This is a genomic window from Mesorhizobium sp. ESP-6-4, assembly GCF_020164735.1.
Taxonomy (GTDB): domain Bacteria; phylum Pseudomonadota; class Alphaproteobacteria; order Rhizobiales; family Rhizobiaceae; genus Mesorhizobium.
In genome coordinates, this window is record NZ_JAIUGS010000010.1 from 28384 (window position 1) to 43626 (window position 15243).

A 15243-nucleotide genomic window follows, 5' to 3' on the forward strand; every position below is an offset into this window, starting at 1 on the left:
AAGTTGGCGCGCTAAAGCGCTTTTGCCGAGCGCATCACCCGAGTCCCGGTTGGTGCGTCGGCGCATTTGAGACAAAGAGGCGACAATGAGCATTTCGGCTGCACAGGTCAAAGAACTCCGCGACTTGACCGGCGCGGGCATGATGGACTGCAAGGCGGCGTTGAACGAGACCAACGGCGACATGGAAGCGGCCGTCGACTGGCTGCGCAAGAAGGGTATCTCCAAGGCCGACAAGAAGGCCGGGCGCACTGCCGCCGAGGGCCTGATCGGCGTCGACGCCGGCGTGCGTGAAGCGGCCATCGTCGAGGTCAATTCCGAGACCGACTTCGTCGCCCGCAACGAGCAGTTCCAGCAACTGGTCCGCAATGTCGCGAAGGTCGCGCTCGCCTATGGCGTAACCGAAGCGGTTGCCGCCGCCAAGTATCCAGGCTCCGACAAGACGGTCACCGAGACCGTCAAGGACGCGGTCGGCACCATCGGCGAGAACATTAATTTCCGCCGTTCGGCCAAGCTCACCGTGCCGCATGGCGTGGTGGCGACCTATGTCCACAATGCGGTTGCCGATGGGCTGGGCAAGCTCGGCGTGCTGGTCGCGATCGAGACCACCGGCAACGAGCATGCCGCGAACGCCTTTGCCCGCCAGGTTGCCATGCACGTCGCCGCCACCAACCCGGTGGCGCTGACGGCCGAAGAGGTCGACCCGGCGCTGATCGAGCGCGAGAAGGCGATCTTCTCCGACCAGGCGCGCCAGTCGGGCAAGCCGGAAGCCATCATCGAGAAGATGGTCGAGGGCCGCCTGCGCAAGTTCTACGAAGAGGTGGTGCTTTTGAAGCAGGCCTTCGTGCTCAATCCCGACATTACCGTCGAGAAGGCGCTGAAGGATGCCGAGAAGGAGATCGGCGCTCCGGCGAAGATCACCTCTTATCTGCGCTTCGCGCTGGGCGAAGGCATCGAGAAGGAAACGACCGATTTCGCGGCGGAAGTCGCGGCCGCGGTCAAGAAATAGCTCCGATCCGAGGGGAGCGCGCGGCGTTTCCTTAAGGTGACGAGCTCACGAGCTCAGGCGACTCGGCCGGGTGTCCGCATGGACGCCCGGCCGAATTCTTGTGCGGTATCGATAAAGGCCCTGAGCTTCGGCGCCATCGACGCGCGGCGCGGGAAATAAAGGAAAAGGCCAGGCTCCTCGATCGCCGTCTGCGGCAGGATCTGGACGAGGCGCCCGGCGGCAAGGTCGGCGCGCACCAGCGGCTCGAAGACGTAGGCGAGCCCGACGCCGGCCAGCGCCAGATCGACGGCGCCAAGCGAATCCGTGACGACGGTCGTGCCGCGCGTCTCGACAACGACATCCTTGCCGTTGTCGTTCAGGTCCCAGCGGTAAAGCGCGCCTGACCGAACCAGCCGGTAGCCGATGCAGTTGTGATTGGCGAGATCGGCCACGTCGCGCGGACGCCCGCGCTTTGCGACATAGGCGGGAGAAGCAACAATCACGGCTTTGAACGGTGGCGTCATCCTGACGGTGACCATGTCCTGCGCGATCATTTCACCCAGCCGGATGCCGGCGTCAAACCCTTCCCCGACGATATCGATAAGTCCCTGATCGGCAACGATCTCGACCGTCACGTCGGGATAGCGTTCCGCCATCGCCGCGACCACCGGCGTCACCGCCAGGGGGATCGCTATGTTGGAGGCGTTGATCCTGAGCAGGCCGGCGGGCCTTCCCTTCACGCCTCGAATGCGGTCCATCCGCTCGGCGATGTCTTGCAGGGCAGGGCCCGCAGTCTCCACCAGCGCTTTGCCTGCCTCGGTCAGCGAGACGCTGCGCGTCGTGCGCGCAAAGAGCGGCTGGCCGATGCGCTCCTCCACCAGCCGCACCGCATGGCTGACGGCAGACGGGCTCATGCCCAGCTCAGCCGCGGCAAGCGCGAAGCCGCCGCGTCGGGCCACGGCGACAATGACCGGAAGGTGTGTGAGCAGATCGCGATCCATTCATGAATGATATCGCACAGTCTTTGCGAACAATGCAATCTTATCGATGCCCCTGAGCCGGCTCATATTGGCTTCAACACATCGGCGGCGGGCTGATGGCCAAGGAGAGACCAAATGAACGCGTTGAGACATGTAACTTTTGCCGCAGGAATGGTGCTGGCGCCGGTCGATGCCGGCGGTGCCGAACCGGCCGGCTGGCAGGCCCTTGCCGACGAGCGTGCCGTCATCCGCATCGCCGACGCCATCGACCGCGCGGTGGATGCGCAGGACTGGAAGCTGGCGCGCAGCTATTTCGCCGAGCGTGTCACCGCCGATTTCAGCAGCCTGTCCGGCCAGCCCGCGGCCAACATCGCGTCCGACGACCTGATCGGCGCCTGGGCGGGCAACCTCAAGGGTAGCAAGACCAGCCTGCATCTGCGCACCAACCATCAGGTCGTGCTCGAAGCCGATGCCGCGACTGTCCGCTCCAATGGCTATGCCTGGAACCGGATGGAAGGCAATGGCGATCCGCTCTGGGAAGTCTGGGGCATCTACGAGCACCACCTGACGCGCTCGGCTTCCGGCTGGAAGGTCGACGGCTTCACCTTCCGCATGACGCATGAGCGCGGCAATCCCTGGGTCAAGGCCACCCCCGGCCAGTGACCGGCAGGAAATCAGTTCAGAATCGGGAGACCACCACCATGACCATGACCTATTACACGCTTGGCAACAGCGGCCTGCGCGTCAGCCGGCTGGCGCTCGGTACCATGACCTTCGGCACCGAATGGGGCTGGGGCGCGGACAGGGACACAGCCCGCGCGATATTCGACTCCTATGCCGAAGCGGGCGGCAATTTCTTCGACACGGCCGACCTCTATACTGGTGGTACCGCCGAGACCTGGCTCGGCGAGTTCGTCGCCGAGCGCGGCCTGCGCGATAAGGCGGTGATCGCCACAAAATTCACCATGAATTCCGAGGCCGGCAATCCGAATGCCGGCGGCAACGGCCGCAAGAACATTATGCGGGCCGTGGACGCCTCGCTGAAACGGCTCGGCACTGACTATATCGACCTTTATCTTCTGCATGTCTGGGACAGGATTACCCCGGCTGAGGAGGTGCTGCGCACGCTGGACGACCTCGTTCGCCGGCAAGGTGCGCCATATCGGCCTCTCCGACGTGCCGGCCTGGTATGCCGGCCGCGCCCAGGCGATCGCCGAACTGCGCGGCTACGAGCCGGTCTCGGCGCTGCAGCTCGAATATTCGCTCGCCGAGCGCGCCATCGAACATGAATATGTGCCTTTCGGCACCCGTCATGGCGCCGGCATCATGGTGTGGAGCCCGCTGGCCAGCGGGCTGCTCAGCGGCAAATACAAGCCGACGCAAGCCGGAAGGGCCGGGCGGCTCGACGGTTTCCGCAACACCACGCATCCCGGCTTCCAGAAGTTCAGCGACCGCAACTGGGCGATCGTGGCGGAACTCGAGAAGGTGGCGGCCGAGCTCGGCCGCAGCATGGCCCAGGTTGCGCTCAACTGGGTGGCGACGCAGCCAGGCATCGCTTCCGTCATCCTTGGAGCGACGAAGCTCACTCAGCTGCAGGACAATCTCGGCGCGCTCGATTTTTCGATTCCCGCCGAGCTTCGGGCGCGGCTGGAAAAGGTCAGCGCCATGCCGGCGCCGTTCCCGCATTCCTATTTCGGCTCCGAGATCCAGGTCCGGGTGACCGGCGGCGCCGTGACCGGCGACAAGCCGGCCGGTTATTCGCCCGCGGTCATGATCGAAGGCGAGGCGGTCAGCGTCTCCAGCCGTTGATCAAAGAGGCGGCAACTGACCGAAAAAGCCTGGAATTTTGCACGACGGCGCGGCGTGACATCGCCGCGCCCTTCGTGTATCGGGTCAACCCGTCATGACAGCATCGCCGGATGAAGCGGGGGCGGTTTTGCCTCCAAAATTGTCGCGCCGAGATATTCGAGGAATGAGATGACGGTGAAGCCCCTCTATCGACGTGTCGTGCTGAAGGCTTCCGGCGAAGCGTTGATGGGCGAGCAGCATTTCGGCATCGATGTCTCCGTTGTCGACCGCATCGCCGCCGACATTGCCGAGGCGCGCGCGCTGGGCGTCGAAGTGGGTGTCGTCATCGGCGGCGGCAACATTTTTCGGGGCGTGGCTGTGGCCTCGAAAGGCGGCGACCGGGTCACCGGCGATCACATGGGCATGCTCGCCACCGTCATCAACTCGCTGGCGCTGCGCACCTCGCTCAACAAGATCGGCGTCGATGCCGTTGTGCTTTCGGCGATCGCAATGCCGGAACTTTGCGAGAGCTTTTCCCAACGCCAGGCGACAGCCTATATGAACCAGGGCAAGGTGGTCATTTTCGCCGGCGGCACCGGCAATCCGTTCTTCACCACCGATTCGGCCGCGGCCCTGCGCGCCGCCGAGATCGGCGCCGATGCGCTGTTCAAAGGCACGCAAGTCGACGGGGTCTATTCGGCCGACCCCAAGAAGGACCCGAACGCGGTCCGTTTCGACCGCATCAGCCACGCCGAAGTCATCAAACGCGGGCTTGCGATCATGGACACAGCCGCGATTGCACTTGCGCGTGAAAACAACATTCCGATAATCGTCTATTCGATCCACGAAAAAGGTGGTTTCGGCGATATTCTAAGGGGCGGCGGCCATTGCACGGTCGTCGCGGACAAATAAGCGAGGCCGGCATCCGTTGAACGGTACCGCGGACGGCACGACGGCATAAGCAGTGAACCCGGCGAACGGGTCGAGGAGATGATCATGAGTGGCGAGTTCGAAGACCTGAAGCGACGCATGGACGGGGCGATCGCCGCCTTCAAGCACGACCTGGCGTCGCTGCGCACCGGCCGAGCCTCCAGCAACCTGCTCGACGCCGTCCAGGTCCAGGCCTACGGCACGACGATGCCGATCAACCAGGTGGCCAACGTCACGGTGCCGGAGCCGCGCATGATTTCGGTCTCGGTCTGGGACAAGTCGATGGTCAGCGCGGTCGACCGCGCTATCCGCGAAGCCAATCTGGGCTTCAATCCGATCGTCGACGGCACCAATCTCAGGATCCCGCTGCCGGAACTCAACGAGCAGCGCCGCAAGGAACTGGTCAAGATCTCGCATGGCTATGCCGAGAACGCACGCGTCGCGGTGCGCCATGTCCGCCGCGACGGCATGGATTTCCTCAAGAAGGCTGAGAAGGACGGCACCATCAGCGAGGACGATCAGCGCAAGCGGTCCGACCAGGTCCAGAAGCTGACCGACGAGATGATCAGCACCATCGATCACCTGCTTTCCGATAAGGAAGCTGAAATCATGCAGGTTTAGGGTCGGGATTTTCCGGCTCGAAAGCGAGACTATGGCAACGCCCGCGCATGTCGCGATCATCATGGATGGAAACGGACGCTGGGCCAAGGCGCGCGGCTTGCCGCGCCTTGCGGGACACCGCGCCGGCGTTGAGGCCCTGCGCAAGACGGTCCGCGCCGCACCCGAGCTCGGCATCTCCTATCTGACGGTCTACGCATTTTCATCGGAGAACTGGTCGCGGCCGAAATCCGAGGTCAGCGACCTCATGGGGCTTTTGAAGCTGTTCATCCGCCGCGATCTTGCCGAACTGCATCAGAACGGTGTGCGGGTGAGGGTGATCGGCGACAAAGAGGGGCTGCAGCCCGATATCCGGGGGCTGCTGCAGGAGGCCGAATCGCTGACCGCCGGTAATGAGGCGCTGACACTGGTCATCGCCTTCAATTACGGCGGCCGCGACGAGATCGTGCGCACAGCGCGCAAGCTGGCGGAGGCCGTCGCGCGCGGCGACATGGCGAGCGAGGCGATCACGGCCGAAAGCTTTGCCGCATCGCTCGACACACAGGGCGTTCCCGATCCCGAGCTGGTGATCAGGACCAGCGGCGAGCTCAGGCTGTCGAACTTCCTTCTCTGGCAGGCTGCCTATAGCGAGCTCGTTTTCCTGCCTTGCTATTGGCCGGACTTCAGCCGCGAGCACCTGGCCGACGCCTTGCGCGACTTTGCCGGCCGCGAACGACGCTTTGGCGGGCTCGCCGCCCGCGATGTCGCGCTTTAGGCGCCGCCACGCATGAGCAACCTCCAGCAGCGCGTCATCTCGGCAATCGTGATGGCGGCTCTGACGCTTGCGCTCACCTGGCTCGGCGGATTGCCGTTCCGGCTGTTCTGCGCCGCAATAGCGGCGCTGATCTTCTATGAATGGACGCGCATGGCGCGTGCCGGGAACGGCGCGGCGCTCGGCTTCCTGCCGGAAGCACTGATTCTGATCTTCGTCGGCGCCCTGATCGCCGGCCTGCCGGCCTTGTGGCTGCTGCTCCTCGTCGCGATCCTGGTGGCGGTCGCGGCCATTGTCGCTCGGACCAAGGGGGCCGCGCCGTGGGAAGCCTCGGGGGTGGCCTACGCAGCACTATCCGGCTTTTCGCTCGCCTATCTCCGTGACGACAATCATTCCGGGCTGATTGCGATTCTCTTCCTGTTCGCCGTGGTCTGGGCAACCGACATAGCTGCCTATTTCGTCGGCCGCGCGGTCGGCGGCCCGAAGCTCGCGCCGTCAATCTCGCCCGGCAAGACGCAGAGCGGCGCGCTGGGCGGCGCCGTCGGCGGCGTTATCGCCGGAGTTTTGCTCTCAATCGCAGCCGGCGCCGGCAATCTCGTTCAGCTTGGCCTGGTGGCGCTTGCTCTGTCGATCGTTTCGCAAGCCGGCGACCTGTTCGAATCATGGGTCAAGCGCCGGCACGGCGCCAAGGATTCGAGCAATCTCATTCCCGGCCATGGCGGCGTCATGGACAGGGTGGACGGGCTTGTCGCGGCCGCGTTCGCACTGTACGTCATGGGCTGGGTCGCGGCGGGCGCCGAGCATCCGGCATTGGGGCTTTTTCCAAACTGAACGACACAGCAGTAAGGCGAAAAATGGCGCGCGCCACCGATTCGCCCGGATTGATGCCACAGTCGCGGTGGAATGTCGCTCGCGGGCGAATTTGAGGGCATGACTTGAACGACATCTTTCACGCGGTTTTCAGTACACAAGGCTTCGTCCTTGGCACGCTCGTGCCGTTTTTGTTCGTGCTGACCGTCGTCGTGTTCGTCCACGAGATGGGCCACTATCTGATCGGCCGCTGGTGCGGCATCGGCGTGAAGGCTTTTTCCATTGGCTTCGGCCCCGAGCTCTTCGGTTTTTACGACCGCCGCGGCACGCGCTGGAAGCTTTGCGCCATTCCGCTTGGCGGCTACGTCAAATTCGTCGGCGACATGAATGCGACTTCGAGCCAGCCGAGCACGGAGGAGATCGAATCGCTGACGGATGCCGAGCGCGAGGTCGCCTTCCACACCCAACCGATCTGGAAGCGCGCTGCTACCGTCGTTGCCGGGCCGCTATTCAATTTCCTGCTGACGATCGCCGTGTTTGCGGTGCTGTTTTCCCTCTATGGCCGTCCGGTCCTGGAGCCGATGGTGGCCGAGGTGACCGCCGGCAGCCCGGCGGAAAAAGCCGGAATCCAGCCAGGCGACCGATTCGTCAAAGTCGATGGCAGCAAGGTAGAGACCTTCGCCGACGTGCAGCGGCTGGTTTCAGGCCGGGCTGGCGACGCCATCACCTTCACCATGCTGCGCGACGGCAAGGAAATCGACGTTACGGCCGCGCCGGAGCCCATGGAGCAGCAGGATGCACTGGGCAACAAGGTCAAGGTCGCGGTCATCGGCGTCGTCAACAACGCCGAACTCGGCCAGCCGCGCCTGATCTCCTACACGCCGGCCGGCGCCGTGGTGGCGGCGGTCGAGGAAACCGGGCACGTGATCGAGCGCACCGGCCAGTTCCTGCAGCGCTTTGCGCTTGGACGCGAGGACAAATGCCAGTTGGGCGGTCCGATCAAGATCGCGAAGATGTCGGGCCAGGCAGCCAAGCTCGGCTTCGAGTGGCTGGTGCAGCTTGTTGCATTTCTGTCAGTCGGAATAGGATTTCTCAATCTGCTGCCGATTCCCCCCCTCGACGGCGGCCACCTGTTGTTCTACGGCGTGGAGGCCGTCATCAGGCGGCCCGTTTCGGAGCGAACGATGGAGATGGCCTACCGGACCGGGTTGTTCCTGGTGCTCGGATTCATGGGCTTCGTATTTTGGAACGATCTGTTTGGATGCTGAAATCATGAAGAAATTTGGCTTCAGCTTCGGTCATATTGAGATGCCGTTTACCATGCGTGGGGATATGCGTGACGCGAAAGCCACGCGGTACGGTTAAGTAAATACAAATTAACCGGGAGCCTTGCGTGTAGGGAAAATCCGGTTAATACGGTAAGGGAAAATACCGCACGTCCGGTTTTCTCGCCGTGGGGACTACGAGAAAAAGGTACAAAAGCCCGATGAAGGCAGCATCCAAGTTTCTGAGCGCCGCTTCCGCGGCGGCTTTGTCCGCCGCTCTGGTCGTGCCAGGCGCGCTCGCAGTGCAGTTCGCCGCCACGTCGGTGGCCGAGGCCGCGGTCATTTCGCGTGTCGAGGTCAGCGGCAACCAGCGCGTCGATGCGGAAACCATCCGCAATTACATTTCGATCAAGCCGGGCAAGCCTTTCTCCAGCTCCGATATCGACGACGCCGTCAAGGCGCTATTCGGCACAGGTCTGTTCTCGGACGTTCAGATCAACCAGGTCGGTTCGAGCCTGGTCGTCAAGGTTTCCGAATACAAGGTCGTCAACCAGGTCCTGTTCCAGGGCAACAAGAAGATCAAGGACAACGCGCTTCAGATGGGTATCCAGCTGAAGCCGCGTGCAACCTTCTCGCAGCAGGCGCTGGACGCCGATGTCGAGGCGATCAAGACGGCTTACAAGCGCATTGGCCGCGACGACGCCGCGGTGACCACGCAGGTCATGGATCTCGGCGACAATCGCGTGAACGTTGTCTTCAACATCAACGAAGGCGGCCGCACCCAGATCGCGGCGATCAACTTCGTCGGCAACCACGCTTATTCCAGCCGCCGCCTGTCGGACGTCATCAACACCAAGCGCTCGTCCTGGCTGTCCTTCGTGCTGCGCGACGACGTCTATGACGAGGACAAGCTGCGCGCCGACCAGGAGCTGCTGCGCCGCTTCTACTACAATCACGGCTATGCCGACTTCCAGGTCGTCTCGGCCGTCGGCGAGCTTGACGACGCCACCAACAAATACACGGTCACCATCACCGTGCAGGAAGGCGATCGCTATACGTTCGGCGACGTCAGCGTGGAAAGCACTATCCCGGAAGTCGATTCGAAGTCGCTGGAATCGGCGGTCGAAACCCACAAGGGCGACGTCTACAATGCCAAGGACGTCGAGGATTCGATCGTCGCGTTGACCGAGAAGGTCGCGGGTTCGGGCTACGCCTTCGCCCAGGTGACGCCGCGCGGCGACCGCAATTTCGAGAACCACACCATTTCGGTTGTCTACACCATCGACCAGGGCACCAAGGCCTATGTCGAGCGCATCGAAATCCGCGGCAACGACCGCACGCGCGACTATGTCATCCGTCGCGAATTCGACGTCAGTGAAGGCGATGCCTTCAACCAGGTTCTCATCCAGCGCGCGAAGAAGCGGCTGGAAGCCCTTGATTATTTCCAGTCTGTCGACATTTCGACCGTCCCCGGCTCGGCGCCGGACCAGGTCGTGCTGGTGGTCACCGTGGTCGAGAAGTCGACCGGCGAATTCTCGATCGGCGCTGGTTATTCGACTGGCGGCGACACGCCCGGCCCGTCGATCGAAGGCTCGATCACCGAGCGTAACTTCCTCGGGCGCGGCCAGTACATCAAGCTGTCGGCCGGCGGCGGCAGGCATTCGCGCGACTATGCCATTTCGTTCACCGAGCCTTACTTCCTCGGCCGGCGTATTGCGGCGGGCTTCGATATTTACAAGTCCACCCGCGAATACGATCACTACGACACAGACACAACCGGCGCGACGATCCGCTTCGGCCTGCCGATCACCGACAACGTTTCGACGCAGCTGGCGTACAATATCTCGCAAGAGAAGTATTCGATTGCTGATAACTGTCTGACAGGCGGCGTGTATGTTCCTGGCAGCCCATGCACGATCTCTCCGGCCATTATTGAGGGTGTCGGCGAGAGCCCTTGGCTAAAGTCATCGGTCAGTTTGGGCTTGGTCTACAACACCATCGATGACATGAAGAACCCGCATGAGGGTCTCTACGTCACTGGTGTAACCGAAGTTGCTGGTCTCGGCGGCGATGCTAAGTGGGTCAAAGTGACCGGGCGTGCAAGCGTGTATCAGACGTTGTCGGAGCAGCTCGACCTTGTCGGCCTCGTTTCTGGCGGCGCAGGCTACATTGCGGGCTATGGCGACAACGGTCTGCGTATCTTCGACCAGTTCCAAAGCAACGATCGCATGATCCGCGGCTTTGAGTATGGCGGCATCGGCCCTGTGGATCCGCTCACGGGCGATCATCTCGGCGGCACGACCTATTTCAATGCGTCGGCCGAAGCGCAGTTCCCGCTGCCTGTCATTCCAGAAAGCTTCGGCTTGCGTGGTGCCGTGTTTGCCGATGCGGCAACGCTTTACGGAACCAAGATTACTTCGGTTGCGCAGGAATCGACGGACATGAAGCTACGCGCCTCGGTCGGTGTCGGCCTGATGTGGGCGTCGCCGTTCGGCCCGATCCGCATCGACTATGCGATCCCGGTCAAGAAAGAGTCGACCGACGACGTGCAGGAATTCAACTTCGGTATCGCGACCCGCTTCTAACTTTGTGGTTGCGATGGTTCCGGGCCGGATGACGGCCCGGAGTGGACCGATCCAACCCAGCTGGATATTACTTCTGGAATGACCGATCCGGTGTTCTTCGCGCCTTCACGCCGGTACACGGCTGGCGAGGTCGCGAATCTGACCGGCGCCAGCCTGTTCGATTCCGATCAGGCCGAAATTGCCATCGAGGCGCTGGCTCCCGCCAACGAGGGTGGCAACGGCGCGCTCGTCTTTGTCGACGGCAAGCGCAATTTCGCCTTGATGCCGTCGCTCAGGGCGGCCGCGGTGCTATGCCCCGCCGATTTCGCCAGCAAGGCGCCGCCGGGCATTGCGGTGCTCATGCATCCACGCCCGCAGCAAGCTTTCGCGATGGTCGGGCGCCTATTGTTTCCGCAGGCTGCGACTCCGGGACCATTGACCGGAGAAACCGGCATATCGCCCCATGCGTTTATCGATCCATCCGCGCATATCGAGGACAGGGCGATCGTAGAGGCGGGCGCCGTGATCGGTCCCGGCGTATCCATCGGCAGCGGCACGGTCGTTGCGCCCCACGCCGTTGTCGGCCGTTCCTGCCAGATCGGCCGCGACGGCTTCATCGGCCCTGGCGTCAGCATTCAATATGCGCTTATCGGCAACCGCGTCATCATCCATGGCGGCGCCAGGATCGGCCAGGACGGTTTCGGCTTCGTTGGCGGCGCCAAAGGGCCTGAACGCGTGCCGCAGATCGGCCGCGTCATCATCCAGGACGATGTCGAGGTGGGCTCCAATTCGACCATCGACCGCGGCGCCATGTCCGACACCGTCATCGGCCAGGGCACCAAGATCGACAATCTGGTGCAGATCGCCCACAATGTTCGCATCGGCCGCAATTGCATTATAGCCGGGCTTTCGGGTATTTCCGGTTCCGTCGTCGTCGGCGACAATGTCACCATGGGCGGCGGTGTCGGCCTCGCCGATCATCTGACCATCGGGCCAGGAGCCAAGCTTGCTGCGAGAAGTGGATTCATGAACAACGTGCCGGCAGGCGAGGTCTGGGGAGGTTACCCGGCGCAACCCATGGCGGAAGCCATGCGCGAGATAGCGATGCTGCGCAGGATGGCCAGGACGCGCAAGCAAGGCGACGGAAATGGCTGATACGGTGGCAACTTCACTCGACGCGGTCGACATCATGGGGCTTATGAAGCTCCTGCCGCACCGCTATCCGTTCCTGCTGATCGATCGCATCGTCGACATAGACGGCGACGAGTCCGCCGTCGGCATCAAGAACGTGACCATCAACGAGCCGCATTTCCAGGGCCACTTTCCCCAGCAGCCGGTCATGCCCGGCGTGCTCATCATCGAGGCCATGGCCCAGACCGCGGGCGCGATCTGCATTCGCAGCCTCAACACCGAGAAGCCGTCGCTGGTTTATTTCATGACCATCGACAACGCGAAATTCCGCAAGCCGGTCGTTCCGGGCGATCAGCTCAGGATCCATGTCAAAAAAATCAAGAAACGCGGCAACCTGCTTAAATTCGCCTGCGAGGCGATGGTTGACGGCGCGAAAGCCGCCGAAGCCGAGGTTTCGGCCATGATGGTTACCGGCTGACGGTTCGAAATGCTCATGAAAGTCGCGACATCCATTCATCCTTCTTCGGTCGTCGAAGAAGGAGCCAGGCTCGGCGAAGGCGTCCGCATCGGACCCTTCTGCCATGTCAGCGCCGATTCGATCATCGGCGACTGCGTCGAACTGGTCAGCCATGTGTCGGTGATGGGCGCCACGTCCATCGGGGCCGGGACAAAGGTCTATCCAATGGCGACGCTAGGCGCGCCGCCGCAAAACACCAAACACAAGGGCGGTCGCACCACTCTGGTCATCGGAGCGAATTGCACCATTCGTGAAGGCGTCACAATGCATGTCGGCACCGACACCAGCCGTGGCGAGACGACTGTGGGCGACAACGGCAACTTCCTAGCCTACGCCCACATCGCCCACGATTGCGTCGTCGGCAAGAATGCCACCTTCGCCAATGGCGCGACGCTGGGCGGACATTGCGAGATTGGCGACAACGTCTATATCGGCGGCCTGACCGCCGTTCATCAATTCGTGCGCCTCGGCGACAATGCTTTCATCGGCGGTTGCGCGGCGGTCGTTGGCGACGTCATTCCTTATGCCATCGCCGCTGGCAACCGCGCCAAGCTGCGTGGCCTGAACATCATCGGGCTCAAGCGCTCCGGCCTGCCGCGTTCCGAAATCTACCTGCTGCGCAAGGCTTATAGGGCGATCTTCGATCGTTCCCGCACCGTCGGTGAGAATGTGGAGCTCGCCAAGGCCGAGTTCGCCGGGTCGCCAACGGCCATGAAGATCATCGATTTCATCACAAGTCGCGGCAAACGGCACTTTGCCGTCCCATCGCTCAAGGGCGACGGCGACGACGACAGCGGCGATGACGAGGGCTGAGCCGGCCAAGGCAGGGCTCGTACTCGCGCCGGGCTCCAGGGTCGGCATCATCGCCGGTGGGGGCAGCCTGCCCGTCGAGGTTGCCGATGGTCTGCTCAAGCAAGGTTTTGTGCCCTTCGTGATCATCGCCGAGGGTGAGGTCGACCGCGAGGCGGACTTTTCCGCCTACGAGCGGCAGACGCTGGCACTGGAAGATATCGGCCTGCTGCTTCCCTTGTTGAAGCGCAATGGGATCACGCATCTCGTCCTTGCCGGCGAAATCAAGCGCAGGCCGCGTTTGAGCAAGATTCGACCGACACTTGGCTTGCTGGCCATAATACCTTCCGTGATCAGAGCGCTGAGACGCGGCGACGACGGCTTGCTGAAGGTGTTGACCCGAACCCTTGAAGATCGGGGCATTGCGGTGGTCGGCGCGCATGAGGTCGTTCCCGAACTGACGGCCGGCGAAGGCACGTTGACGGCGGCTCATCCAAATCAATCGGACTGGCGCGACATCAAAGCCGGGCGCGCCGCCGCCAAAGCCATTGGCGCGCTCGATATCGGCCAGGCGGCGATTGCGATCGGAGGTCGAGCCATCGCGCTGGAAGGCATCGAGGGCACTGCCGGCCTGCTCGACAGAACGCGGGAATTGCGCGGCCACGGCAGGCTGGCCGGCAAGGCGCGCGGTGTGCTGGTCAAATGCGCCAAGCCTGGGCAGGAGCTGCGCGCCGACTTGCCCTCCATCGGCCCGCATACGATCGACGCCGCACATGCCGCCGGGCTGGCCGGCATTGCGCTGGAAGCCGGCCACGCCCTAATTCTCGAAGGTCCGGAAACGCTGGCGCGCGCCAATGCTCTCGGCCTGTTCATCATCGGCCTGCCCGCCATGGAGGCGTCCAATGGGGAGCCGGCTAATGGTCGCTGACAAGTCGCTCAAGCTCGCGATCGTCGCCGGCGAGGAATCCGGCGATCTGCTTGGCGCCGACATCGTGCGGGCGCTCGAACGCACGACCGGCCGCAAGGTGCAGCTCGTCGGCATTGGCGGCCGCCACCTGCAGCAACTGGGGCTGACCCCACTCTTCGACGGCGGCGAGATCGCGCTGATGGGCTTCAGCGCGGTGCTGCGCGACCTGCCGCGGCTGATGCGCCGCATCAGCCAGACGGCGGCGATGATCGCGGCCGAGCGGCCCGATTGCCTGATCACCATCGACAGTCCGGACTTTTCGCTGCGTGTCGCAAAGAAGATCCGCGCAACGGCACCGGCCATTCCGATCGTCCATTATGTCTGCCCGAGCGTATGGGCCTGGCGGCCGGGCAGGGCGGTGGCGATGAAGCCCTATGTCGATCACATCCTCTGTATCCTGCCGTTCGAGGTGAAGGCGCTCGCTCGTCTTGGCGGACCGCCGGGCACTTATGTCGGCCATCGGTTGACGCAGGATCCGGGCGTGCTTGGCGCCGCCAAGGCGCAGAGGCAGCCGCGCGATCTCGCCGACGACCGCATCAAGACGGTGCTGGTGCTGCCCGGCTCGCGCCGTGGCGAGGTGCGGCGGCTGATCGAGCCCTTCGGCAAGGCGATGTCGGCGCTGCGCCAGCGCGGCCACCGCCTGCGCTTGCTGTTGCCGACGGTGCCGCATGTCGCCGAGCTGGTGAAGGCCTCGGTCGCGAGCTGGGACGACAAGCCGGAAATCATCACCGAGCCGGAGCGCAAATGGCAGGCCTTCGGCCAGGCCGATGCAGCGTTGATCGCCTCTGGGACGGTTTCGCTGGAACTGGCGCTCGCGGGCGTTCCGATGGTTTCCTGCTACAAGCTCGACCCGATCGCGCGCCAGCTTCTGCAGCATTTGGTGACGACGTGGTCGGCGCTGCTGCCCAATTTGATATCCGACCGCGCGCTGGTGCCGGAATTCTACGATCAGTATGTCCGGCCGGAGAACCTGGCGCGGCAGCTGGAAGCCCTGTTTGCCGACACCGGCATGCGCGCCTGGCAAAAGGCGGGCTTTGCCGAGATTGCCCGGCGCATGGCGACCGAGCGACCCTCGGGCGAGATCGCCGCCGAGGTGGTGATGGGGTGCATAAAGAGAGCGAATAGGGAGTAGCGAATAGCGAATAGGG

General features: G+C 63.2%; 14 protein-coding genes and 1 pseudogene. 14 read left to right on the plus strand and 1 reads right to left on the minus strand.

Annotated elements, in window-relative coordinates; all coding sequences use genetic code 11:
• Positions 1-85: 85 nt before the first annotated feature.
• On the plus strand, positions 86-1006 hold the full coding sequence (gene tsf, locus LB523_RS18805; RefSeq protein ID WP_224605809.1) for a translation elongation factor Ts: 921 nt from the start codon (positions 86-88) through the stop codon (positions 1004-1006).
• 53 nt (positions 1007-1059) lie between these two features.
• Here the strand turns inward: tsf and LB523_RS18810 are convergent, their stop codons facing one another.
• A complete protein-coding gene (locus tag LB523_RS18810) occupies positions 1060-1986 on the minus strand; it encodes a LysR family transcriptional regulator (RefSeq protein ID WP_224605812.1) in 927 nt (308 codons plus the stop codon).
• Positions 1987-2100: 114 nt separating this feature from the next.
• On the opposite strand from LB523_RS18810, the gene LB523_RS18815 reads away from it, so the two are divergent.
• From LB523_RS18815 to lpxB, 13 genes and pseudogenes are all read left to right on the plus strand, one after another.
• Entirely contained in the window at positions 2101-2628 is a 528-nt protein-coding gene (locus LB523_RS18815; RefSeq protein ID WP_224601209.1) for a nuclear transport factor 2 family protein, read from the plus strand.
• 38 nt (positions 2629-2666) lie between these two features.
• Positions 2667-3774: pseudogene (locus LB523_RS18820) on the plus strand (aldo/keto reductase).
• 168 nt (positions 3775-3942) lie between these two features.
• Entirely contained in the window at positions 3943-4665 is a 723-nt protein-coding gene (pyrH, locus tag LB523_RS18825) for a UMP kinase (RefSeq protein ID WP_095765617.1), read from the plus strand.
• Positions 4666-4749: 84 nt separating this feature from the next.
• Complete coding sequence (gene frr, locus LB523_RS18830) at positions 4750-5304, plus strand: ribosome recycling factor (RefSeq protein ID WP_095765618.1); 555 nt, start codon at positions 4750-4752, stop codon at positions 5302-5304.
• A 31-nt stretch (positions 5305-5335) separates the two neighbouring features.
• On the plus strand, positions 5336-6055 hold the full coding sequence (locus LB523_RS18835) for an isoprenyl transferase (protein WP_224605815.1): 720 nt from the start codon (positions 5336-5338) through the stop codon (positions 6053-6055).
• A gap of 12 nt (positions 6056-6067) precedes the next feature.
• On the plus strand, positions 6068-6883 hold the full coding sequence (locus tag LB523_RS18840; RefSeq protein ID WP_224605817.1) for a phosphatidate cytidylyltransferase: 816 nt from the start codon (positions 6068-6070) through the stop codon (positions 6881-6883).
• Between the two features lie 104 nt (positions 6884-6987).
• Entirely contained in the window at positions 6988-8130 is a 1143-nt protein-coding gene (gene rseP / locus LB523_RS18845; protein ID WP_224605819.1) for an RIP metalloprotease RseP, read from the plus strand.
• Between the two features lie 218 nt (positions 8131-8348).
• Positions 8349-10712, plus strand: coding sequence for an outer membrane protein assembly factor BamA (gene bamA, locus LB523_RS18850; protein ID WP_224528734.1), 2364 nt, complete (start codon positions 8349-8351; stop codon positions 10710-10712).
• Between the two features lie 78 nt (positions 10713-10790).
• The gene (gene lpxD, locus LB523_RS18855) at positions 10791-11846 is read left to right on the plus strand and encodes a UDP-3-O-(3-hydroxymyristoyl)glucosamine N-acyltransferase (protein WP_224605821.1); all 1056 of its coding nucleotides are present in this window, start codon (positions 10791-10793) and stop codon (positions 11844-11846) included.
• Positions 11839-12300 (plus strand): 3-hydroxyacyl-ACP dehydratase FabZ, encoded by a 462-nt coding sequence (fabZ, locus tag LB523_RS18860; RefSeq protein WP_095765364.1) that lies wholly within the window; start codon positions 11839-11841, stop codon positions 12298-12300. The genes lpxD and fabZ overlap by 8 nt, the downstream gene beginning before the upstream one ends.
• Positions 12301-12315: 15 nt before the next feature.
• Positions 12316-13152 carry an acyl-ACP--UDP-N-acetylglucosamine O-acyltransferase gene (lpxA, locus tag LB523_RS18865; RefSeq protein ID WP_224605823.1) on the plus strand — a complete coding sequence of 279 codons (837 nt, stop codon included), beginning with the start codon at positions 12316-12318 and terminating at the stop codon, positions 13150-13152.
• On the plus strand, positions 13139-14056 hold the full coding sequence (locus LB523_RS18870) for an LpxI family protein (RefSeq protein WP_224605825.1): 918 nt from the start codon (positions 13139-13141) through the stop codon (positions 14054-14056). Before lpxA ends, LB523_RS18870 begins: the two co-directional genes overlap by 14 nt.
• Positions 14046-15227 carry a lipid-A-disaccharide synthase gene (gene lpxB / locus LB523_RS18875; RefSeq protein WP_224605827.1) on the plus strand — a complete coding sequence of 394 codons (1182 nt, stop codon included), beginning with the start codon at positions 14046-14048 and terminating at the stop codon, positions 15225-15227. The genes LB523_RS18870 and lpxB overlap by 11 nt, the downstream gene beginning before the upstream one ends.
• Positions 15228-15243: the final 16 nt, after the last annotated feature.

Bases quoted from the DNA above. Each gene is read 5' to 3' on its own strand.
- tsf (WP_224605809.1), top strand. From the start codon at position 86: ATGAGCATTTCGGCTGCACAGGTCAAAGAACTCCGCGACTTGACCGGC.
- LB523_RS18810 (WP_224605812.1), bottom strand. From the start codon at position 1,986: ATGGATCGCGATCTGCTCACACACCTTCCGGTCATTGTCGCCGTGGCC.
- LB523_RS18815 (WP_224601209.1), top strand. From the start codon at position 2,101: ATGAACGCGTTGAGACATGTAACTTTTGCCGCAGGAATGGTGCTGGCG.
- pyrH (WP_095765617.1), top strand. From the start codon at position 3,943: ATGACGGTGAAGCCCCTCTATCGACGTGTCGTGCTGAAGGCTTCCGGC.
- frr (WP_095765618.1), top strand. From the start codon at position 4,750: ATGAGTGGCGAGTTCGAAGACCTGAAGCGACGCATGGACGGGGCGATC.
- LB523_RS18835 (WP_224605815.1), top strand. From the start codon at position 5,336: ATGGCAACGCCCGCGCATGTCGCGATCATCATGGATGGAAACGGACGC.
- LB523_RS18840 (WP_224605817.1), top strand. From the start codon at position 6,068: ATGAGCAACCTCCAGCAGCGCGTCATCTCGGCAATCGTGATGGCGGCT.
- bamA (WP_224528734.1), top strand. From the start codon at position 8,349: ATGAAGGCAGCATCCAAGTTTCTGAGCGCCGCTTCCGCGGCGGCTTTG.
- lpxD (WP_224605821.1), top strand. From the start codon at position 10,791: ATGACCGATCCGGTGTTCTTCGCGCCTTCACGCCGGTACACGGCTGGC.
- fabZ (WP_095765364.1), top strand. From the start codon at position 11,839: ATGGCTGATACGGTGGCAACTTCACTCGACGCGGTCGACATCATGGGG.
- lpxA (WP_224605823.1), top strand. From the start codon at position 12,316: ATGAAAGTCGCGACATCCATTCATCCTTCTTCGGTCGTCGAAGAAGGA.
- LB523_RS18870 (WP_224605825.1), top strand. From the start codon at position 13,139: ATGACGAGGGCTGAGCCGGCCAAGGCAGGGCTCGTACTCGCGCCGGGC.
- lpxB (WP_224605827.1), top strand. From the start codon at position 14,046: ATGGTCGCTGACAAGTCGCTCAAGCTCGCGATCGTCGCCGGCGAGGAA.